Source organism: Bacillus sp. IT-79MI2, assembly GCF_949768135.1.
Classification (GTDB): Bacteria; Bacillota; Bacilli; order Bacillales; family Bacillaceae_G; genus Bacillus_A; species Bacillus_A pseudomycoides.
The window spans coordinates 40,673-64,187 of sequence record NZ_CATKPV010000048.1 but is presented as its reverse complement, the minus strand read 5'-3'; the positions used below and the strand labels follow the sequence as shown (position 1 = coordinate 64,187).

Below are 23,515 nucleotides of genomic sequence, written 5' to 3'. Positions count from 1 at the left end.
TACAAAAAAAGAAACATTTTCTTTAAAAAGAAAAAACCGATTCATCCCCCACCTACGCTTCGTTTAGAGGAGAGGGTCTTCTCGGTTAAATTGATATTACTCACCTTAGTATAATTTCTTTAGAAATTCAGTAAATGATGCCGCTATGTAGAATACATTTTCTCGCGCAGCTTCCTCCGCTTGTTCTGCAGTAATCCCTTCGCTCTCCATCAACGCTTCTTTTTCCCATGCACCTTCATGTTCCCAAAAAACAACAATCGGATTTTCTTCATGATTCTTATAATCAAAACAGATTAAATTCCCCCCTGGATCAATTCCAATTGGAAATAGTTCACTAGGAAAAGTATCTTTATATTCATTATTAGTTTCTAAGATAAACTCCTCACTCTCATGATTAAAAGATAAAAGCGAACCAAAAACTCTCTCAATCCTCTCATGATTAAAAGATAAAAGCGAACCAAAAACTCTCTCAATCCCCTCAACATCAAATAGCATTTGCTCGACATGTCCTCCATTATTCATCGCAACGCATTCTATATAATCTAACGGAAAATCAAAACCGGTACCTTTTAAAATTTCTTTTACATCATCTGTACTAATTTGATTATATGTATACTTCCATACTATCTTATTCATCTTATATGTATTCGAAAAGGACATACCTTTCAGTAGTATCTACTTAAGGTATGTCTTTTTTTGAACAGAAAGGAATATAGACATGAAATATACAACAAAAAACAAATAAATTACTAATTACAATTTAGAATACCCATGTAATCTAGATTTTTTTAAAGGCTGCGTGAATGGATTATTAATCGTGATTCCCTTTTGGATTGCTGTTATTATTGCATGCTATTTATTAATCATTTGATATATGTTGATTGAAAAACTAAATTTAATACTGAATCGATGATGGAACAAGTATATTAGAGCAGCCCCCTGTAACTAAGCCTTCTACCCCTAAAATTCCGAATATAAATGATTTATTTCAAAAAAATTATGTTTGATTTTTATGTTAACATACGACTGATTAGATCGGGTTATGACGCTAAGGGAAGGGTACTTAAGGTCTTTTTAGAAAGGATTTATATATAATATCAAAATTTTTCTCCATAGTTTCATTAATAAAATAGGGCGTGTTATCAAATTACAATTATGTATAAATACGGTAAAATCATATTGAGATATTTGCTATTAGAAAGGAGGTGAATATGATGATAATACAGATAATATTGTATTTTTTCTTCCCGGTAACATTGTTAGCTACTGTTTTTCTTTCTAAAAAGTCACATCTAAAATCAATCTTCAAATTCATTCCAGCTGCTGTTTCAGTAATTTTAGCGGTTTTCTTCTATTCCTTGTTTTTATATAATAATGGAATAGGTGAATTCATGTCCGCTCTCTTTTTATGCGGTATAGCATTAGCAAATCTATTTTTAATTTTAGTATTTAAATTATTCAATAATGCTGCTCCAAGTAATTAGAAAAAGGGCTGTTAAAAGGTAACAGAAGTAGAGCATTGATTTTAAATGCTCTACTTCATGTTCTTATCTCGTCTCCCCACAACACAAGCCTTATCATTTTCATCTGTATAGTCGAACAGTAAATGCGAAGAAATTAATCCACATAGCCAACCTCAGTTGTTCACTTACTATCAGCAACAAAATCAATTCTATTACATTAACTTCACCTAAACGTCCAAATTCTTTCTTAATCTTTTTAAATACACTAAATTTTCCATTTCATTTTAGGCTTTCAATTACAATGCAAGCAAATGAAACTGTTAATCCCACCACTTTTCCTCATCAGAAACCCATATATTTTTCTGTAAGTCAAATGATTGATTAGCATCATGAAAACCACAATAGGCAGGTAATTTTATACTTCCTCCATTTGCTTTATTCCAGCAATCAACAAACCATTCCACAAGGATTTTTTCCTCATCTTCCGATATGATCTCATCGTTTTCTTCATAAAACTCCCAGAACTCGTCTGATTTATCATAAGAAAGGTTATAGTATGATATACGTTCGAGTAATTCATGACTTCCTGCAAAAACACTCCTATCGTTTCCTTCGTAAAAAACCTCACTTGCTTCTCTATTCATAGAAAACATCATGATAGAAAGGTCAAATGATCCGATAAAAATCATAAAATCTATTAACTCTATTTTACAGTAATAATTAAAATTAAGAATTTCTCTTATATTACGAATCAACCTTTCTGAATTTTTTGAAGATTTTCTTTTATCGAGCTAATGTATGTATCTTTTGTAAACAATTCATTCACCTCATGCTTCATTTAAGTTTCAATAAATTCATACCATGTATATTCACACAACTAAATGTTCATAAAAATATTTTTCACCAATCTTCCATTCTTTTTTTGTTAAAGAATCAATATATAACATTAACCCTCTGTATTTTTCATCAGTTATTATTGCACCATATTGTACAGGACATTTAACCCCACTCCAAATAGATAAAATAGATGGAATTGTAACCATATCAAATGTTTTTTTATCTCTTAAAGAAATCATTACTCTCGGGATTAATTTCTTTACCAAGTCTCCAGGAAATGCCAAATCGTTATGATAGTAATATTTGGTGTCATCACTATTTTTAACGAGCTCAAAATATATTTCTCCTAATTCTTCTATTGATCGTTCATAATAGTCATCATTAATTCCTAGCATTAATGCAAGTGTATTTCTGATTGATTTCTCAATAAAAGTATCTTCCCATTCTTCTAACAAAGTTAGAAGGTATGGTACTACATTATATGAAAGAGTTTCACCAGCACTTGCCACAAAAGTATGAACACCATCCTCTGAAGCATTTGAAAGGAATTTCAAGTTATTTGTGTCTAATAAGTCATCATGAGTAGCGATTGAGCAAAAAAGTCTTGTACATAAATTAAGAATCACTTCATCTTGCGTACTATTCATAAGTTGTATGAGTAATCCCTTTACAGAGAAATCACCTAATTTTAGCAATTTATTAATTAAGAGAAAGCTTTCTTTCTCAGTTGTAACATCTTTTAGCTTAGATTTAAGATTTTCGATTCTATCATTTGGAATATCACCATACCAAATATCTCTTACCATATTTTCCAAATTCATAATCCTTCTCCTTTGTAATTATTCTCTCAGGCCTTTTCTCTCTGTTACTTTGTCACCCAGTAAAATTTTTTCTCACTTATTTATCGTTCTTATCACACTATCCTAATATAAAAACAAAACTCCATGATGGTAAAACCTTCATGAGCTTTCGAACTTTTATATAATCAGCTAGCTATGTAATCAATCTCCACACTTCTTAATTGATCTATAACTTTTTTATTCGTTTAGCTAGGTCCTTTATAGGGTCTTGATCCAATGGTGCTTTTGCTGTTGGTGAAAAATCGGGGACTCCATTTTTGAAACAAGTGTGACAAGATCAAGCTACTGCCCGTCTTCCTTTATTTTTCGTATTAACTTGAATATAGCTTGACGTACAGCCGTAGAAAAATGTAGCTTGGTCAAACAGGGTTCATCATAAAAAAACAAAGATTCTAATACTATTTGCTTTGCCTCAACATATTGAACACTCACGGCTGCCACCCTTCTTCCCGCAAGAACTTCTGTAACTCTTCCTCAGATGGTACATTCTTCTTCCACTCTTCACATTCCTCCAAAAACTTCTCCGTTTCATAAAGAATAGACGGCTCCTTCTTTCGAAACTTCGCTGCTGCTTCCTCTATTTCACTGAGCTTTGTATATCCCTTCCCATGCCAATCTCGTAAAATCCCCTTCACATAAGCAAGCGTCCGCTTATTATTTTCATAGGCAATCTGAAGTGCTTTTAGTACAAGTGCCTCAGACAAATCCGCAATCCATTCACTTAATTCCTCCACTGCATAAGATGACAAACTACCAAAGTTTTGTTCATAAAATGTGAATACACTGCTACCTGGGTTCACTTCTACTTCTTCCTCTACTACTACTTCCTCATCCGCTTCATAACCTTGAAAAACTTCTTGTGGAATTACATCAGATGTTTCAACAGGCATTCCGAAATGCTCTAGCAATAACGGAATATTCAACTCTTCCTCGAGGCATCTTCGAAGAAACATATGTACAAACTCTTTATTTTTCACAGTTTTCAACTCACGTAACACACACTTTTCTATGTTCGTATTCGTAACAGGGTTATAGCGTAACCAATTTAGAACATATAACTCCTTCGTTGTCGCATCATACAATATCTTTCCATACGCAATAAACCGCTGCAACAACTTCTCAACCGTTTCACGATTATACCCCGTTTCCATCTCTACCAAACGTAACGGCAGTGGATAAATCCCGCATTGCCTCGTCTTCGAACATGTCAGTAAATACATATAAAAATATCGCTCTTCTGGCGTTAAATCAAGCACAAACTCATCTTGCCAAAAATTCACTTGTACACTCCGGTATACTCCCATGTTTTTTCCTCCTGCCCTTCTAGTGGTAAATATAGAATTGGTTACTCCTTCATATATATAGGATTGCAGGCAGAAATTTGGTGGATTTATTTTATAATTTTTACTAGTACTAGAATGTTACTTTTTTATTTTTTTGTAGTAGTTCTTGTAGTTGTTTTTTCTTTTGTTTATTTAATGATTTATTACTTGGTAGGGGTTTATAAGGGGGATGGAATGGGCTTATAAGGGGCTTCTTTTATTGCCATCTGCTGAAAAACTTATAAAATAGTACTGTATGAAAAAATTAATTTTGTTTTATAACTTCATTAATTGTCACTTCTTTATCGGCGACTAAATCATAAAATCCAATATGAACTCCTTCTTCATATAACCAGCATAGATCCGTTCCATAAGGAGCTTCAAAAATCTCAAACATTGCAGGAGCAATTTTAAAAATAGATTCCGCGTTTAAGATGATAAAATTTTCCGCATGATTCACATATTCATCGGTATCATCTATAGAATACAAATTCCATCCATTTAATTGCGGGATAGAACTTTCTTCTCTAAATGAATATCTAACTGGTTTTCCAGCCAAAATATTTTTTGAAACGACAAAACCACCATACTCACTATTATTTATTTTCATTTTCAAACTCCTTAATATTGTAATTACTAACGTATTTGAATAAATATTTGTACCAAATACCTATGTTTTCTAATTACAAATTTTGTATATATCGAACAATTGACGTGTCAAAAGACACGCCTTGTCCGAAACTGATTCATCTCATAATTGAAATCACAAATGTTCTTGGCTGAATCATAAATGTAGCACTTCAGCCTTTACAACTTGAATATATTCCTGCAACTTACAAAACGCTTCTGTCAATTTGCTTGTCTCTTCTTTATGAAGAAAGCGGGCCTTATTTCGTTCTTCCTCTATGATAAGTAGCTGCGCGGCAGCATAAGAAAGACCGTACTTTTCGCATTCCCGTTTTATATCCTGAAAAAAAGAAAAAGGTACAGTCCCTGCTCCTGAGACAAGCATCTCATCTAGAACTTGTTCCAATTCATCGATTATACGCATTAACTCGATCATAGAATGTTTCTCCTTCATTGAGTGTAATATTTATAATCTCTCCTGCTTCTGTATATAAAATAATAGGTGTAACTACGAGCTTTGTTCCTTCCTGATAAGGATGAACTAGCATTCTCTTTACATGCAACGAGTCCAAATATATTTTTACAAGTCGAATCATCCGCTCATTTTCTGGTCGTTTCATCATTTGCATTTGCAATGTTTTACCAGCCTTATCGATAAGAGGTATGATCCATTTTTGTTCTTGCTTCTGAAATTCCCATTCTCCCATTTCAGCAACTTCGATACAAAAGACTCCTTGTTTATTTGCCTCTAACCTGTGCTCTTTTACTTTTTTTAGTAGTTCTTCCCATGAGGTTAAAAAGAGAGATTGCCACTCTGCCACATTTGTTTTTCCTTCCACTTCTCCTACTGTCTGTGAGCTAGATGACAATTGAAAATCGGCGTTAAGTTTTGCCTGCTTCAATTGGAAAGATGAACGAGATAGTTCGTATCCTTTCCCTGCAATTCCCCATGGAACTTGCCTTTCATGGAGTTCTTCAGGAGTTGTGCTACTCCCTTCATAAAACATGGGGCGTGACTGTGTGTATGTTATCCACTTTTCCTGTTCTCGATTATAGAAATAATACGTCACACCAACATAACCAGACTTCGTTTGCCAGCCAGATGCACCGAAAGCATGCAAAATAAGTGGTGGAACTTCGTAATATTCCGAACGAAACGGACTCTCTTGCAGATGGTGGCGCTCCAACAACAAAATGTGTTCATAAATCGCGGACAGTGTTTGCCGATAAGATGCCATTTGAAAAGATGCATGTTTCATCCGATATAGCCCGATATCCGCCCCGAGCTTGCGAAATAAATTCTCTAACTTTGCTAGTTTCAAAGAACGTGCTTTTACAGAAAGTTGTTCTATTTCATAGATTGTATTTTCGGTAAGTCGTGTTAATCCAAAGTGAACAATTTGCTCGATCATTTCTTTGAAAATAGATAGCTTATCCGGCGCAATGATAAGAGGATGCATCTGTTTCGTTTCATGCGAGATTCCTTTCTCTTTTTGATACCAATATACCGCTTCCGCCTTATGCCGGCATATCCCCTCTGCTTTGCACGTACAGATTGCATCCGCTACCGATTCGGCTGTTAGAAAGCGAACCGCTATATTCTCTTCTGGGAAGGACGCAATTAAAGCCCCCTCTTCTTCTAAAACAAACTTTTGCTGAAATGTTTCGCGAAACATTATTTCAGCCCACATTTTTTCGGAGACAATATTGCGAACGTCCACATTCAAAAGAGCAGAGAAATCAACTTTTATGTTCTCTTCACCTTCGTACATCTTCTTTGCTTCTAACAGAGCCATAATGACATGTTTACAAATCGAACGGGCTTCACAACTACAAGAGTAACTGCGTATATCACCCGTAAACGTTACAGTAATTCCGTCATCAAGATGTATTTGCACTGCACCCTCTTCTACGTCCATTTTGACATTTGATACAACGGCCAAATCCTTCATTGCTCTCTTATATGTTCCTTTGTTGGACATGGCGATTAAGTATGTTTCATCAATAGAGGAAAGAACATTTAAGAAATGATTGTTGCGATCCATTGTGCCAACCTCCCTGGTGTTAGTGCCGCTACATGAGCACCGAGCGCCGCCATTTTTTTTGCTGCCTGTTTATCATAAAAAGGCTGTGCAGTCGGATCAAGAGAAGTAAGCACAATCAACTTTGCCCCTGATTCTACAATCTTCATCGCTTCTCGGTACATTTCATTGTAACTGCCACCTTCATATAAATCCGTTACAAGCACGACAATTGTTTTATGAGGCATCTCGATTTTATTCGTTGCGTAACGCAGCGCCTGAGCAATATATGTTCCTCCCCCAAGCTGTACACTCATAAGCGTCTCCACCGGGTCGTCAATACGATCCGTTAAATCAACAACATCTGTATCAAAGATGAACAAATCTGTCTTAATCGTCGGTAAGCTTGCAAAAATACCCGCCATAACTGCGCTATGAATAACAGAATCAATCATACTTCCGCTCTCGTCTACTGCGAGGATCACACGCCATGGGCTAACGTGCTTCGTGGCAGCATAAAAGTACGGTTTTTCAATATGAATGGTGTTCGTTTCCTTATCAAAATGCTTCAAGTTCTTTCGAATCGTTTTCTTAAAATCAAAGTTGCGCATCGTGCGTACGCGACTAGAACGATTTCGATCCGCTCTACCGCTTAATGCGTGCTTCACTTCTTGCTCTAAATTACGACGCAACTCCTCAGCGACTTTCGCTACAATACGTTTAGCTGTGTCCAATACATCCGGTTTTACATAATCTTTAAATTGTAAAATGCATTTTAATAAATTCATATTCGGCTCCATTTTTTCAAGCGTTTGCTTATCTTGCAATAGAGCTGTTAATTCATACTTTTCTAGCGCATGATTTTCCATAATTTCAATGGTTTCTTTCGGAAATAACTCCCGCACTTTCGAAATCCAAGTCGGCACTGTTAGCTGAGAGGGATCTAGGGATCCACCGCGTTCTTCTCCGCGTTCTCTCTCGTACAAAAACTCCAGCACATCATCCATTTCTCTGTATGCAGGATCTTCTTCCTGAAATGTGATTTGGTCATCCGCATGTTTCCCAAGAACAAGACGCCAGCGATTTAAAGAAATGTTATTCTCCATCTTCTAGCCCCCGTCTCATTAAAATTCCCCGCGCTTTCTGATCTAACTGTATTGCATACGTCAGCACCTCTTCGGAAATTGCTTCTTCTTTTATCACTTCTTCTGTGGCTCCATATAATCGAGCAATCTGTCTAGCAATCGTATCCACCTCAAGCGGCGTGAATTGACTGAACAAGAGGCGTAAATGCGGCAACACTTGTAAAAACATCTCTTCATCAAGTTCTTCTAGGACATGGGACATCCCGCCAAGCAGCCATTCGTTATATAAAAAGATATCTTTTGCGCCAGCAAACAAACCATTCAAAAATATCGGAGCTTGCTTTTGCATATCGCCACTTCCATAAAAATACCCTTCTGCTACTTGCATTACCTCATCGATTTTCCGCTTCCCTAAAGAAGTTAACAGCCCAAATACCGCTCCCTCTACTTGGCTTTCTCGTTTTTCCTTTTGCAAATAAAGCTCCAATGCTTCAATAAATTGCTGGTCCGCAGGCTGCAGCGTATACAAATCGATAAGCTTTTCCGCAATAATTGCTGGTTCGCCCCCATCTAAAACAGAAAATAACGAAAGCGCTTTATGTCTAGCACTATCCACCTGCTGATCTGCTTTTTCTATTTGTGATAAATAGTAAGCACAATCTGCCATAGAAGCAAAATCTCCATCCTCTTGCACAGCTTCATCTATAAACTGATTGTACATAGCGAACTCGGAAAATAAACCACTTAAGTAGGCGTCTAGCAATAAAAGGGCCACCTCTCCCGCACGCCCTTTCGCCTTATACAGCTTTGCTCTTAGCATTTCCTGCGCGGCTTCTCTCACCGTTCCGCCATACACAGATAAATCAATGAGAGCACTTTCTACTTGTGCTGAAAAACGATATTTCCAAGTTTCTCGCATAAGATTAATATTCTGCTTTCTAGCTAGGTTTGGACCGCGCAGCTTCTCGCAAAACGGAACTCCTAAAAAAGCGAGGCAATGAAAGAATTGACTTAAACGCAAGTGCCTTTCTTTCTTATATATGTCAAGAATCGTCTCCTGTGGTACAGTAGAACGCGCCGGAAGACGAAACGAACGAACAGAAGCACGAAAATCATGCACGAGCGGCGGCACATCCGCTTCTTTTGACAATTTTCCGCGCTTCGTCCCTTGCAGACTCGTCTGAAGTAGCGTCAAAGGTTTATCTGCCGAAGATATCTCTCCTTTAACAAATGCACTGTGCACCGCATCCATCAGCTCATACAACCCAGGCTGCATCTTTCCCCGAAGCAGTGCAAGTTCACGTATCATTCGCGCAGCTTCAATCTCATCTGCCATTGATATACCTTCTGTTTTTAACTGTCTAGCAATTCGTATCATAAATTGCTCAGCTGCCGCCTCGTCCCTGTTCTCCCAAATATGTTGATAAAAAGCAGGTGCAGGCATACCGCTTTCATAACCGCGCGTCTGGTCGCTTTCCAAAAAGGAATACGGCATAAGGTAGTTTTTGGCATACGTTTTAGATAATGGGCTTTTGGACAGCTGTTTCTTTTTCCCTTCCAATTCAAGAAGCCCTTTCACATGAAAGCCTCCGGTAATAACGAGCACCTTGTCATACACTTTACGCGCTTTTTCAATTTCCTTTGCCATGTGTATCTCCCTGGCTTCGCAACCGTCTTCTGTCAGCATCTCCTGCGTATAGTCCGCGCGCGTATAATAACAATAATCGAAGAGCTGATGGACAAACTCCTCACTTGTCATATGAAAGCCTTGCAACTCAAAGTATTTATCCCAAAATTCATGAAAGCTTCGGCACCCCGTTTTTTCCGAAAGCATACGGACATATTGACTGTGCCGGAAATATTGCTCGTCATACTTCCCGCGCTCTTCCTCGTTTTTCGTTACAAACAAATATTCCTTAAAGGGAAGATCAATAAATGAAACAGGAATGCTTTGTGCAGCTCCCTCCCGTAGCGCGACAAGTTCCGGTGAATAGTCGAGAAAGGGATAGTACGCACGGTACTTTCCACTTTCTCCTCTTTCAAGCACATCCGTTTTATCATCATAACTGCAATATATACAAATCGGAGTCTCGCTCTCTGCACTCACGATATGCGGAATAAGGGAGTTACAATCCATCAATCCCTCTATAAGAATCGCATCCGGTTTATATAATTCAACTATTTTTTGTACATGAAAAGAGCATGCAGGACTATGATGGCGAATCGGCACATATACGACGTTGTTGCTTAAATTGTAAGCTCTTTGAAACAATGTATTTACTTCAGCTGATTGCGAGCTTCGAAAAACGACTTCCATACCTCTCCTCCTACTTGACCTCGCGCCCTAACGATGCTTGTAAAGTAACTGCGCAGCTTTTCTAAATCTTCCTTGTTTTCTTTCGCAATCGTTCCGGATAAGTATCGAACAAGTGCATCCATCTTCACCTGTCCGCTTCCATAATAGTACGCGTCCATTGCACTTTGATAATATACCGATACTGCTTCTGCGGTACTCATTACGGAAGAAGGCTGATCAATTCGTTTTCCTTCAGCAGTTACACCTTCCCGTAGTTCATGAAAAACAGTCGCTAGCAGCTGAACAACCGTTTCATCCACTTTTGGGGTGATACCTGATGCTCCTAATAAGCGTGTTACTTGTGACTCTATTATTTTTGCTTCAAGCTTTACATCCTTAATTGGATGCACCGTTTCAAAATTAAAACGACGCTTCAATGCACTGCTCATTTCATTCACACCGCGATCTCGTGTGTTAGCCGTCGCAATAATATTAAATCCAGGCTTAGCTGTAAGAATTCCTTGCTCCCCAAACTCTGGAATGTTCAGCACTTTGTCGCTCAAAACACTAATTAACGAATCCTGTACTTCCTGCGGGCAGCGCGTCAACTCTTCAAATCTAGTTAATATCCCTTGTTCCATACCAACGAAGAGAGGTCCTGGCACAAGCGCCTCTCTTACAGGCCCTTTCGCAAGAAGAAGTGCATAGTTCCACGAGTACTTAATCGTATCCTCCATCGTAGCAGCTGTTCCTTGCACAGTGTTGCGGCTATTTCTGCATATCGCAGCAGAAAGCAGCTCGCTTATCATCGTTTTTGCTGTTCCCGGCTCGCCGATTAGCATAAGTCCGCGATTTCCTGCTAATGTGACAATTGCTCGTTCTACAAGCACATCATTACCATAAAACTTACGACTAATTTCCACTTCTTTTCCTTCCAAAAGAAGCGGTTCTTCTTGTCCGATAATAAACGTACGAACGGCACGCGGTGACAATCGCCAGTTAGGTGGTTTCGGAAACGAATCATTCGCTTCTAACGCATTCAATTCTATTTCATATAATTCTTCCATTAATGGTTTAATAGACTGCATATGTCATTTCCTTTCTTATCGCTTACTGCGCCAGTTTTCATCACGGCCAAGGTTCGATTCTGTTGCCCGTTTTATATCATATAAAATTTCGCTAAAAAAGCGTTCCGATACTTGCTTCGGTAAAACGCGTCTCTCATGATCAATTTCGTCGTAGTCATACGAACCGCGGCTCACCGTGCCTGCTTTGTAAAATTGAATTTCAAAAACGCACACATCATCCTCGACTTCATACCCAACCGGTGCCCCTTCAAACGCAAGCTCCGCCCCTAGCCCGGCGCGAGTATCTTCTTTATAGAATGTATAATATACACCAGCATCTTGAACCGATCCACGACTCCAGCCGTACTTCGTCATCTTACCAAACAGCGAACGGCCATTAATTTGGATACCAGCAAACCTTTCTACAGTGACTTCCTCATTGTCCTTCACCTGAAATACTTCACGGTCAATTTGCGGAAATGGCTGATCCATCTCATAATCTTCTAGCTGTTCCTTCCATAATTCTCGTTCCTCTTCTGACAATTCTAGCGGATGGATTAGACCGATAACAGTTTCTGGCGTAAGTTCATGCTCTTCTTCTTCAATCGTATTAAACGTGCCATCCTCCATATAGCGGAACATCGCAAGCAACTTTCCTTCCTTATATTCACCCCAAATAAGGGAGATAGCGAACTGCTGCATAATTGGATTTTCTACAAACAGAGACTGCCATGTATTTTGAGACCAATAGCGATTCAGAGAAAGTGCTGTTTCAAGACGCTGCGTTTGCATCGTAATCATAGTTCGGAGCTGCTTCTTTATAGAGGATAACTCCGCCTTAGCCTCCTCAGCTTTTTCCGCATCATCTTTTGCATTTGGTTTCGGAAGCGACTTTATTCGTTTTCCTTCTCCCGTTTTCAGCTCAATTTTCAAGTTTGGAGTTAAATAGGCAGTAAATGTTCTGCTGCCGTAATCAATTGTCTTTTCACCGCGTTTATTAAAACCAAGGTCTGGGACAAGCTGATCTTCTAATTCTTCCTCTGTTATACCACGCGTTTTCGCAGCGAGACTTAGCGCTTCTTTCGCAGCATTACGCACTTGCTTATGTTTATACTTAAATGCCATCGCATGGATAGACATTAGTCCAATATGTGATTGGGACAACGCTAGCGCCTGAACAGCTGCAGCAGCAATCGCTCCGCGCATGCCAAGTGCCCACTCATCAATCTGCTTTTTGAGCTGCAACGCCATTTCGTCATCACTATAAATACCGTACAACGAAAGAATACCGCGTTTCTTCGATTCCGCGCCTTGAGAAACCCAAAGCTGATAGATTGCTTGTATATTTTCCTTTAAATCTTGTTCGTTTAGAGCCGCACCTATTACTTCTGCAGCTTCCTTCTTCTCAATGACAGAATCTGATACGTACTGCTGAAAATATGCAAGAGGAATCATTGCATCTGCAATTGCATCAGAATCACGAAGGCGGATTTGCGGTTCAAATCCGAGCCACTGCACAAGTGCATTCCTTTTTTGCGGCGTTAAAATACGCATGCAAAGAGCTTCTATACTTCCTGATGCTCCTTCTAAGTCTCCTTCTCCAAGCAATGGAGCAAACTTCTCCGTCAAAGAAGCGTTTTTCTTTTCTTGTAAAGCTTCCTGTACAAGCTTTGTATATTTGTCAGTTTTATAATATAAAAGTGTTTGCATTACATTTTCGCGTACAACTTTCTTTCTATGATTTAATTCATTTGCTACATCTTCTGCAGCCTCCGTATCTTTTGTAAGAAGTTCTACGGCAGCGGTACGTACCTTTTTAGAGGAATCCCCAAGGCTTTGAATGAGAAGATTACGCGTCTGAACTACGTTATCCTTTGCCAACTCATCCAAAATAAAAATCCGTTCATCTGCAGAATACTCAGGAAATTTCTCTGTCACATACGCTCGTTCTTTTACAAACAAACGAACGAGTGCCTCCGTCGCCTTATTTCGTTTCTCACTATGCCCGGAAGCTTGTTCAATGGAATAAAAAACGAGCTTCTCCATCGATAAACCGTAGGAAAGCAGATCTTCCAGCACCTGTTCTGGCGAGTTCTCCATAGCAGCATAGCGCTGCAGAAGTTCGTATAAACTATAGTTATAGGTTTTCCCGAGTTGAAGCGTAAGAACTGCTTCTTTCTTTGCCGCTTCCTCTATATCCCAAAGAAGCGCAATTTCTAAAACAGGCATTCTCCAGTAATTATTTCTATACTTCAAACTTTCGAACTGTTGCTTCATATCCTCAAATGATAAATTGCCTAATAAATAGTCACGATATGTACCACGTATGTCAGATGATTTTGTTTGAAGGACAACCGTTAAAAACTCTTCACGTACTTTGTTTCTATGTAACTCGTACCCTTTTTCCGCTAAAAGCATTGATACAAAAAGGTAATGACTTTGACTTAAATATTGCAGTGTACGCTGCACAAATTCCGGTTGCTCTTCCACCATACGAAGCAACAATTGGTATTCATATACGCGATCAAAATCAACAACACCTAAATGATGTTGCGTAAGGCGATATGCGAAAAATCTTTCCTCTGAAATACCGAATTGCTCACACAAATCTCGGATTGTTTCATACAATTGTGTATCAAAACTTTTTGTTTTTTTGTAATTTCCAGACTGTTCAAGAGTATGGCTAACATGTGAAATTGCATAATTCATAAAATTTTTAACAGAGCATTTCACTAACAATTCCATATATCTTCTTGCAACATCCGAATGCGGATACATACGAAAAATTTGCTGCCAAGTAAAGTCAGGTAAAGATGACCCGGCAAACACCTTACTAACAGATTCGCCTCGAACGTACTTTTGAGCTGCTTCAACCTTGTCTTCTGCACCGCTTAGCCTCAATATATACTCCGCATGCTCTTGCAATTCTTCTTCAAGTAAAGAACGATAAGGAAGAAATCTCTCATAATCTGCATCTAACATAACTAGAAGCAAAAGTAATTTTTGCTGACCTGTTATAACTTGCAACTGTTCTTCTATATACTTCGGATTTTCCCTTATTAATTGTCTAAGAAAAACATCCGCTTCATTTACAGAACGCGAAAGATTCGTTAAATACTTACAAGCAAATACTACAAGTCTATCGAATAAAAGACCGCTTTTTTCGAAATAAACCTTTATATCTGGAAAACTCATATATGAAAAACGCACGAGAAGAACATTCAACAGTTGATCTTCAAGTAAATGATAGAATAACCGAAAAAACACTGGATCTTGCTTATACGTTTTCCTAAAGTCATTTGTGAACTGCCAAGCAAAATCACTACGCTTATTTTCGCAAATGGTTGTTTGTTCTATATGTTTTAAAACTTCTTCATCCCTCGTCTGCAAGTAACGGAATGCTAATTCTTCTTGTGCTCCTGTCATATTAAGGTGTTGAAACAACTGATGTGTACTGACTGCCATCTTCTCTGCCTCCCTAGTTCTTTTATAAACTCATCGTTATACCATATACATATGATAATACCTATTCTCTCGCATATCTGAAATTTCAGATACAAAAATACGGAATATATTTACATTATTAGTATATCATATCAATCTACATACGAACATTTGTTTCTTTTAAAAACTTTATATTTATTTAAAACAATCATTGAAAATTTGGTTTAGAGATAAACAAAGTAAGTGATGAGTGTTTTCATGATATGATGTATAGGTACTAATTTTTGCACAAGGCGTTTTTTATGAAATAACATATTGGGACATTGCTTGACAAGTATCAACTAACACATATGAAAGAAGAGTTATTGGCGGTGTTCGAAAATGGGATGAACTCCTGATTTGCCCGCATCATTTATGTATCCTACATATAAAGGGCATCCCCTTCATTTTATCACTCAATTAAATTTAGCAGAATTACATAGCGAAGAAACACACAAAATGATTTACCCAAAAATAAAATGTTGGATTTTGTATTTCAGATGAAGATTTAAAACATCGCCGCCTCGAAAATGTATGTTGTATGTTGCAGTCCTGTTGGGCGAAATAGATCATCTATATAAATTGAAAAGGCACATAAACTTTTCAATTTATATAGGATAGGCATTTTGCTTTCGGTTCTGCATAGCAATGACGAATATGTTAGAAAATCAAAGTGGGTTTATATGAGTGGGGGGAATCGTATGAGAAAATATGATATTTACGAGTCAAAGAGAAAAGTAGTCGGATTATTTTTTTTGACTTTGGTAGTTGAAGTGATGTTTCTCTTTATTGTTATGTATGCATTTTCATCTGAGGAGCCTAATTTCATAGTTGGATTTTTATTTGGAGCTCTTGCATTCGTTGTACTAATTGCTCTTTGGAAAGTTATCCAAAAAATGCTTACGAAAAAACCAGCCATCATTTTAGAACAAGAATACATTACAATTATTAACAATCCAAAATATCCTGTAAAAATCGCTTTGGAGGATGTATTAGGTGTTTTACCTTATGCAATCCAGGGGCAAAAGTATTTAGGAATCGTGATGGAAGATGATGTTGAAGATCGATATATCGCCTCTATACCTTCAAAAGGACAACGGCTGTATCGAGTTAATAAACGTGCTGGATTTATACCATTTAATATTCATATGAATTTATTGAAAATCGATGGAGAAGCATTACTTGAGAAGTTAGATGAGTATGATATAAGCTTTTTAATTCCTGAAGATGAAGCGAAATAATATAACAAAAGAATTAATTTAGGTATAAGGAAAAAAAGAACATCTCAATGAAAAAGATGTTCTTTTATATTTATTTCGTTCTGCTACTTTCCATTAAATAGTTATCATTTTAATTAATGAGTATATGTATCCCCCCATTCTTTATCGATTTGCAATCATACTATGAAAGAATGGGGGCACATTATGCTTTTCATTGCTTTAAATCTAGTATCTTTTCTTTCTGCTATTCGATATAGAATTCCCTTCTTGAAATCTTTTTTATAAATATTTTAACTTCATTTAATATCTACAATAAACATTTTGAACCTCTCATGTCTTTAGTTGTGAGAGGTTCAAGAAATGTTATTTGGTACTAAGGTTTATTTTCTACTAAAACACTCTCTTTCTAGAATAGAAAATTAGTATTGGTCAACCCATTTATTTTGCCAAAAAAGTTCTTCCTTAAAAATTGTTTCCCTATTCATACTAATACGTTTAAAAATTTACACCGTTGTACGCTTTGGATTTAGTATTTAAAGGGATGTTATTTATTTTTGATGGAGGTTATAAGGATTACAGCTATTTTTCAAGACTAAAAAATACTTTTCGTTTTTGTGAATTAATTACAATTATACTACACCCTACGCTGTGATTGTGCCATAATAAAAACAGTCGGGGAACATATTCAACTTCGCTAATAAGAGGGCGTTAATTATGAATAACAAAATTTAATTAGGTAGGTGTGAATGGTGTTATACAAAGTAGACAATTTTAAGTTTTCCAAAGAATGAGACTATTGGGATGGATCTATAAACGTAATTAGAATGAGTTTGTACATTCGAACTAATTGTTTGCTATAGTCCCTCATTACTTCTTGATGTTATATGATAATTTTTGTTTTAAAAGTGTGCGGGGCAATGTCTGAAAATCTAGAAGTAAGTATTTCCTATCATAAACAGAAAAAATAAAATTGGAAACAGGTTATATTCATTATTATGATACATCTCGAAATGAGTTAAGAGTTGTTAACAAATATGAATGATAATTGTATTACGGAAATAAAATATATATGAATGTAGGGTGGAGATTTATATTGGGAAGAACAGGTGAAGATACTGTAGCGTTTATCGGTATAATTTTAGGGATATTTAGTTCGCTATTTTCTATCTTCATTGGGGATTTCGAATATGGTTCAGGATCAATTAATCTGTATAGCATAATAGGCTATACAGGAATATTTTCTGCTATTGTAGGAGTTTATGGATACATAAGAGCGAAGAGAGCGCATAAAGAAGCTGGAATATTAATGATACTATCCGCAATTGGTATGTTTATTTGTTGTAGAAGTATGATACCCTTTTATTTATTTTCTACTTTGGCACTGTTAATCGGTGGATTCTATAACATTTTTGGAAAAAAGGCATAAACTCTGCAAGAGCCCTGTTAATATTAACAGGGCTCTATTTCGATTGTGTCATTACAAATCTTTGTAATGTAATTGTTCAGTTTAAAAGTATTCGTCATATCTATGGTTCTATTCTCTAGTTCATTTGCATTCATGTATGCACCATTACTTGATTCTTGCATCTGTAACAATCGAGAAAGAAAAAGCAGGAACAGCAATCGGGTTTTATAATTTAACACTTAATGTCGCGATGTCAATCGGTATCGCCTATACAGCAGCAATGATGGACCATTCCGCAATGCGCCAAAGCTTCCTAGGAATTGCAAACAATGCGGACGCTTCCATGTTTAGCAATATCCTATTCATTCTCGTACTCATTGCCCTTTTCAGTTTATCTCTATACTGAATATTAGTAGGACGAAAAGCGACAAAATAGATATATTGTCTATTTGTTAACTAGTCATATAGAATAACGATTCTTTCATAATTAGAACCCTAAAACGAGAAGTTTAGGGTTCTTTTTTATAATTTATAAAATATAAGAGATGTTTTAGACCTGATGCTTCCGCCTAATTATGTAAGTACAAACTATACAATATGTAACTTCTAACCATTCTTCCTTAATCTTCTTCTCTCTTTTTCTAACCGTCTAAAAATCACACATATAACACCGCCCGCCACTGTAAACAGAATGCCAGGCACCAATAATAAAAGTCCCCCTCCACTCATCCAAATTAACGCTATTCCTAAAATCAAACATATAATTCCAATTATCATCTGACCTCTTTACCACCCTTTACATAAAATTTTCCCATGTTTGTAAAAACATTCTGATGAAATTATACCTCTTTACTTATAACAAACTCAACACCACTAAACTATCTGTTTCTCCCTCTTTCCTTCAAGAAATAAAACCCTACGATTCCATTTTTCTCATACTATATATTATAATAATAATAATAATATATAGTATGATAGAGTAAAAACGAGAGGAGATTATTATGGCAACGATTGGAATTGACCTAGGAACAACGAATAGTTTAGTAGCCTATTGGACGGATCATGGTGCAGCCCTTATCCCAAATGCACTTGGCGAATATCTTACACCATCTGTCATCAGCGTTGACGAGAGCGGTGAAGTTTTAGTCGGACGCATCGCCAAAGAACGGCTGATTACCCATCCGCACGTTACAGCATCAACGTTTAAGCGATTTATAGGAACAGAGAAAAAATACGAGTTAGGTATGTATACATTTTCTTCAGAAGAACTTTCATCTTTTATCATTCAATCTTTAAAACAAGATGCAGAAGCTTATTTAAACGAAGCGGTTACTGGTGCTGTCATTAGCGTACCTGCTTATTTCAACGATGCTCAGCGCAAAGCGACAAAACGAGCTGCTGAAATTGCTGGATTAAAAGTTGAACGTCTCATTAGTGAGCCAACGGCAGCTGCTATCGCTTACGGACTGTATCAGGAAGCGGCAGAGACAAAATTTCTTGTATTTGATTTAGGCGGCGGAACATTTGACGTGTCCATTTTAGAATTATTTGAAGGAGTGATGGATGTTAAATCGATCGCCGGCGATAATTATCTTGGAGGCGAAGACTTCACAAACAGTCTCATGTCCTTTTTTTTAGAGTCACACCAACTCGATTCCGATTCCCTTGACTCAAAAACGCTATCTTTAATTTATGCACAAGCTGAACGTTGCAAACTTACATTATGTAATGAGCCTGCCGCGATTATGAAAGTCGTTATTCATAATGAGACGTATGAAACTCGCATTAACAGAAGTGAATTTGAAAAATTAGTAACCCCGCTTCTCTTACGGCTTCGCTATCCGATTGAACGCGCACTTCGCGATGCGTCGCTAAACCCTAAGGATTTAGATGCTGTCATTCTAATTGGCGGGGCGACAAGGATGCCGCTTATCAAATCCGTCATTTCTAAAATGTTCGGACGCATGCCTCATGCGAATATTAATCCTGATGAAACGGTTGCTTTAGGTGCTGCGATTCAAGTTGCTTTAAAAGAACGAAACAAAGCACTAGAAGAAGTTATCTTAACGGATGTTTGTCCATATACGTTAGGAACTAGTGTTGTTCAAGCATTAGGAAATGGACAACAAGGATCCGGATACTTCTTCCCGATTATTGAACGAAATACACCGATTCCTGTAAGTCGAGTGGAACGACTTTATACTGTCAATGATAAACAACACTCCATACTTGTCGATGTTTATCAAGGAGAAAACCGCTTGGTTAAAAATAACTTAAAACTTGGCGAACTTAAAATTAAAGTCCCTCCTGCTCCTGCTGGACAAGAGGCGATTGACATTCGTTATACATATGACATAAATGGCATTCTCGAAGTCGAGGTAATAAGTACAACGACTGGAGAGAAAAAAAGAGCAATTATCCAACAAAATGCCGGAAATCTTACAGAAAAAGAAATTGAAGCTAGACTACTAGAATTGAAGGAAATTAAAATTCATCCACGAGACCGGTCCGAAAACCGATTGCTGCTCGCAAAAGGCGAACGGCTCTATGAAGAATTACTCGGTGACGAACGCCAGAAAGTCGCGATCTTGTTACAGCAATTTGAAAATGCGCTCACAACGCAAAATGATAAAAAAGTGAAAGAAGCCGCTCATATATTAAAAGAGCATTTAGAGAATATTGAAAGGTGGATCAGTCATTCATGAGCATTTGGGAAACGTTAGAAATTGAGCCTACCGATAATATCGCAGCTATTAAAAAGGCTTATGCAAAACTTCTAAAGATCTATCATCCCGAAGACGATCCTGAAGGATATCAGAGGCTGAGAGAAGCATTTGATAAAGCGATAAAAAGCGCAAAACAAATGAAGACCGCACCTCCCTCTCAACTAGAAAAAACAGATGAAAACGAAGAAAATTCCTATATCCATCCTGTATCTCCTACATGGATGGATGGTGACGCTGAACTTGCCGCTACTCTCGTTTCAGAACATCCCGTTCACGCATTTACGGAAAAAATCGAGACGCTGTATAACGATTTCTTTGCACGAATCGAACCGAAAAATTGGGAAGACTTATTAAGTTCCGATGTGATATGGGACGTAGAACATGCGGCAGTGATTCAAGATAGATTAATAGAATTTTTACAATATCATTACCATTTCCCCGGCTCGATTTGGGAACTTCTCGACAATGTATTTCGCTTTAGTGAACAAAGAGAGGCGTTAGAATTTGAATATGGTGAGGAAACGGTACAGTTTTTGCTAGAGAGAATTAGCGGCGAGAAGGAAATGCGTTATGATGTTTTCAAGAAAAGTGATGATTTAGATTTTGAAGCGTATTTTCATTTACGTGAAGAAGTCCAGCTCACACTTATGAATAATAACTTAGAAGCAGCAAAAAGTGCACTCGATTTTGCATACGAGCTTTATCAAGAAGATCCGGAACTTTTACGCATGCAGGGCATTTATTATTTGCGCATAGAAAATAAAGAACGTGCGTTACAATCATTCAATGACATACTTGCCATTTGCCCGGATGACCTAGATGGTTTACTTTATCGGGCCCAGATTTACTATGACCGCGGGCAGTTTGCAGATGCTATCAAGGACTGTGAGCATCTACTGTCGATTGAGCCGGAGCATATGGACGCACAATTCTTAATAGTGAAGTATTCGTTCGAATCAGGTGATATAGAAACTGTAGCCACTAGGGCGTTGGATGTGGTAAAGCGTTATGTGGAACGCTTCGAATTTCGTTCATACTGTATTCGAATTCACACTGAAATTCCAGAGAAAAGACAGAAACAAGAAATAAATATGAAGTTTATTATCAGATATGCGCTATACTTTTTGTTTCTATTTATTAGCCGCACCTGGGTTTATTTGCTCTTTATGATTCTTATTGTTTTAACCCCATTACCATCTAAATATGCATTACTTCTCCTACTCCCACTTATCTGGGAAGCATGGAAATTCGTTAGGCTTAAAACATTAGCATAAGGAGGAGACAGAATGCCTGTTTTATATAAAAGAAAACGAGAGAAACAGCTCGAACTATATTTCCGCTGTCTGTCTTCCGTTTGTTTGAGTTGCGTTTACCTTACAAACTATTTTACCCGATATGAATTTACCCTTATCAGAGACCGCTTTATTGGGAAACGTTTTTTGAAGAACGTGTTATGGACATGGCAAATCGAAAATTCGACGGAGTTAAAAGAGAAAATCATTTGGTTTTTAGAAGAAGGAACACGGCAGGAATTTAATCATATACGCCATCAATTGACTCCTCTTTCCGAGGCAGCGCGAAAGCAATTATCGAAAGACAATCCTGACTATGAAAAACTTTATATTGCTAATTACGGATTACACATTTTGACGGATTCCGGAATTGCAGCGTTTGATTATGCATGGTGTATCTGTTTATGTCGGGTCGGTAGAAGACTCGGTTATTTATCAAAACAGGAAGCAAAGAACTTTATGATACAGGCTGCACGACTTTCACAACATTCTTATTCAGATTGGCACGAGTATTTTAACGCCTTTCGTATCGGCAGCCACTTTAACGCAAATGATATAGAATTCATAAATAAAGATAAGTATAATATTAATTACGTATCGTACTTGTTTGATTATAAAAAAACTCTATTGCGTGTTGTTCCATGGGAAAATAATCTACTTAAAGATTTAAGTTAAATCATGCTATGCTTCTTAACCAAATTGATAAAAAATCCTAGGAACTATGATTTCCTGGGATTTTATTTACATATAAGGTATTTGATAAACTTAGAAGAATTCACTTCTAATAACATAAAAAACTGATTCTTTCAGGAAGAAGTGATTACATTGATTAAATTGGAAACGTAAATCCTAGTGGTTGGGGAGTAAGCAGTCATGTATATGACACTAATAATCTATCTCCTACTTTGACATGCGGTGATCCACCAAGAATATTAATAGAAAATACACAAAAATAGCATATCTAAGGGGGAAATTATCCATGAAGACACATACAGTTTATATTAGAGAAGCTACTAAAAAAGGGTATGCCGAGGCACAAATTGGAGATAGTATTAACTTCTCAGTACCAGGAAGTAAAACTAGACGAGGAAGAGTTGGTAAAGGCATAGCCCAAACATTGGATACAGCTTGTAATCAGGCTGTATTAACGAAAGATTTTAAAATTAGACGCCTTACCCCAAAGGAGTGTTGGCGTTTACCTAGATACAGAGTGCCGAAAAAAAGTGAAGTAAACAAAAAACAACTCCAAAATCAACTTTTATTGTATATTTTGGAGTTACTTTACGTTTACGTTTTTACGTCGATATTCATTCACTTGTCTTACGTACTTTTGTATTTTAAATTTTAGAACTATTAACTTTATAACCCGTTTATATTTGTTTTTTACAATAACAGTTATTAAGATCACCCCATAGCATTTAACCTTCTCGAATTAAACCTCGTCAGCCAAAGCATCATCAGTTTTTCTTACCCTCTCCGCAAGCGAAGCCTCAAGCCCCTTAATCTCATCATTGATCTTGTTACTGCTGTCTACATGATACTTATTGACTCATTATCACTACCCGTGTCCATACCGGAATGATCCATGCCTTTCATATCATCATTCTTTTTCGTATTTTTATTATCCATACTAGATTTATTACCGTCTGCTTTTTCTGTTTTCCCTTTTGTCATTTCTTTTAACTGCTTATCGATTTCTTTTTTATCTGTTACCCATTCATCTAACATTAATGTGTAATCTTTATCATACTTTTCTTTGCTTTTTCAAGATTATTATATAAGACGATTTTCGAGAAAACATGGAGATGCCA

19 protein-coding genes and 2 pseudogenes are annotated in these 23,515 nt (G+C 37.1%); 9 read left to right on the top strand and 12 right to left on the bottom strand.

From position 1 onward, the window contains the following. Positions 1-105 precede the first annotated feature (105 nt). Entirely contained in the window at positions 106-636 is a 531-nt protein-coding gene (locus tag ACM6HU_RS05560; protein ID WP_414848066.1) for an SMI1/KNR4 family protein, read from the bottom strand. Positions 637-1,214: 578 nt separating this feature from the next. Between ACM6HU_RS05560 and ACM6HU_RS05555 the strand changes: the two genes are divergently transcribed. Then, positions 1,215-1,484, top strand: a complete 270-nt coding sequence (locus tag ACM6HU_RS05555; protein ID WP_033671322.1) for a hypothetical protein — start codon at positions 1,215-1,217, stop codon at positions 1,482-1,484. A 299-nt stretch (positions 1,485-1,783) separates the two neighbouring features. On the opposite strand, the gene ACM6HU_RS05550 is transcribed toward ACM6HU_RS05555, so the two are convergent. The 10 genes from ACM6HU_RS05550 to ACM6HU_RS05505 all read right to left on the bottom strand — a co-directional run bounded on the left by ACM6HU_RS05550 (position 1,784) and on the right by ACM6HU_RS05505 (position 15,043). Further along, complete coding sequence (locus ACM6HU_RS05550; protein WP_414848065.1) at positions 1,784-2,218, bottom strand: hypothetical protein; 435 nt, start codon at positions 2,216-2,218, stop codon at positions 1,784-1,786. A gap of 114 nt (positions 2,219-2,332) precedes the next feature. Further along, positions 2,333-3,121, bottom strand: coding sequence for an Imm47 family immunity protein (gene imm47 / locus ACM6HU_RS05545; RefSeq protein ID WP_077293957.1), 789 nt, complete (start codon positions 3,119-3,121; stop codon positions 2,333-2,335). 467 nt (positions 3,122-3,588) lie between these two features. Next, complete coding sequence (locus ACM6HU_RS05540) at positions 3,589-4,464, bottom strand: DnaD domain-containing protein (RefSeq protein WP_016115387.1); 876 nt, start codon at positions 4,462-4,464, stop codon at positions 3,589-3,591. 283 nt (positions 4,465-4,747) lie between these two features. Further along, positions 4,748-5,092: a DUF2185 domain-containing protein gene (locus tag ACM6HU_RS05535; protein ID WP_016115388.1), complete on the bottom strand. Its 345-nt coding sequence runs from the start codon at positions 5,090-5,092 to the stop codon at positions 4,748-4,750. A 174-nt stretch (positions 5,093-5,266) separates the two neighbouring features. Then, positions 5,267-5,545 (bottom strand): hypothetical protein, encoded by a 279-nt coding sequence (locus ACM6HU_RS05530; RefSeq protein WP_016115389.1) that lies wholly within the window; start codon positions 5,543-5,545, stop codon positions 5,267-5,269. After that, positions 5,517-7,154, bottom strand: a complete 1,638-nt coding sequence (locus ACM6HU_RS05525; protein WP_016133069.1) for an SWIM zinc finger family protein — start codon at positions 7,152-7,154, stop codon at positions 5,517-5,519. The genes ACM6HU_RS05530 and ACM6HU_RS05525 overlap by 29 nt, the downstream gene beginning before the upstream one ends. Beyond that, a complete protein-coding gene (locus tag ACM6HU_RS05520; RefSeq protein WP_016133070.1) occupies positions 7,130-8,236 on the bottom strand; it encodes a VWA domain-containing protein in 1,107 nt (368 codons plus the stop codon). Before ACM6HU_RS05520 ends, ACM6HU_RS05525 begins: the two co-directional genes overlap by 25 nt. Further along, positions 8,226-10,532 (bottom strand): DUF5682 family protein, encoded by a 2,307-nt coding sequence (locus ACM6HU_RS05515; RefSeq protein ID WP_414848064.1) that lies wholly within the window; start codon positions 10,530-10,532, stop codon positions 8,226-8,228. Before ACM6HU_RS05515 ends, ACM6HU_RS05520 begins: the two co-directional genes overlap by 11 nt. Beyond that, the gene (locus ACM6HU_RS05510; protein ID WP_016133072.1) at positions 10,493-11,599 is read right to left on the bottom strand and encodes an ATP-binding protein; all 1,107 of its coding nucleotides are present in this window, start codon (positions 11,597-11,599) and stop codon (positions 10,493-10,495) included. Before ACM6HU_RS05510 ends, ACM6HU_RS05515 begins: the two co-directional genes overlap by 40 nt. Positions 11,600-11,614: 15 nt before the next feature. Then, positions 11,615-15,043 (bottom strand): DUF4132 domain-containing protein, encoded by a 3,429-nt coding sequence (locus ACM6HU_RS05505; protein ID WP_414848063.1) that lies wholly within the window; start codon positions 15,041-15,043, stop codon positions 11,615-11,617. A 393-nt stretch (positions 15,044-15,436) separates the two neighbouring features. Here ACM6HU_RS05505 and ACM6HU_RS05500 point away from each other — a divergent pair, with 393 nt between their 5' ends. From ACM6HU_RS05500 to ACM6HU_RS05465, 8 genes and pseudogenes are all read left to right on the top strand, one after another. Further along, positions 15,437-15,565: a DUF1963 domain-containing protein gene (locus tag ACM6HU_RS05500; RefSeq protein WP_229161768.1), complete on the top strand. Its 129-nt coding sequence runs from the start codon at positions 15,437-15,439 to the stop codon at positions 15,563-15,565. Positions 15,566-15,762: 197 nt separating this feature from the next. After that, on the top strand, positions 15,763-16,302 hold the full coding sequence (locus ACM6HU_RS05495) for an STM3941 family protein (RefSeq protein ID WP_016115395.1): 540 nt from the start codon (positions 15,763-15,765) through the stop codon (positions 16,300-16,302). 1,072 nt (positions 16,303-17,374) lie between these two features. Beyond that, complete coding sequence (locus ACM6HU_RS05490) at positions 17,375-17,707, top strand: hypothetical protein (RefSeq protein WP_016115396.1); 333 nt, start codon at positions 17,375-17,377, stop codon at positions 17,705-17,707. Between the two features lie 78 nt (positions 17,708-17,785). Then, positions 17,786-18,092: pseudogene (locus tag ACM6HU_RS05485) on the top strand (MFS transporter); the annotation flags it as partial. 595 nt (positions 18,093-18,687) lie between these two features. After that, entirely contained in the window at positions 18,688-20,391 is a 1,704-nt protein-coding gene (locus tag ACM6HU_RS05480; RefSeq protein ID WP_414848062.1) for a molecular chaperone HscC, read from the top strand. Next, the gene (locus ACM6HU_RS05475; protein WP_016115398.1) at positions 20,388-21,686 is read left to right on the top strand and encodes a J domain-containing protein; all 1,299 of its coding nucleotides are present in this window, start codon (positions 20,388-20,390) and stop codon (positions 21,684-21,686) included. Before ACM6HU_RS05480 ends, ACM6HU_RS05475 begins: the two co-directional genes overlap by 4 nt. A 12-nt stretch (positions 21,687-21,698) precedes the next feature. Continuing rightward, complete coding sequence (locus ACM6HU_RS05470; RefSeq protein ID WP_016115399.1) at positions 21,699-22,379, top strand: DUF1266 domain-containing protein; 681 nt, start codon at positions 21,699-21,701, stop codon at positions 22,377-22,379. 304 nt (positions 22,380-22,683) lie between these two features. Further along, positions 22,684-23,052 carry a hypothetical protein gene (locus tag ACM6HU_RS05465; RefSeq protein ID WP_016115400.1) on the top strand — a complete coding sequence of 123 codons (369 nt, stop codon included), beginning with the start codon at positions 22,684-22,686 and terminating at the stop codon, positions 23,050-23,052. A 200-nt stretch (positions 23,053-23,252) separates the two neighbouring features. Here ACM6HU_RS05465 and ACM6HU_RS05460 read toward each other — a convergent pair. Beyond that, positions 23,253-23,465 (bottom strand): annotated as a pseudogene (locus ACM6HU_RS05460) (multicopper oxidase family protein); the annotation flags it as partial. Positions 23,466-23,515 lie beyond the last annotated feature (50 nt).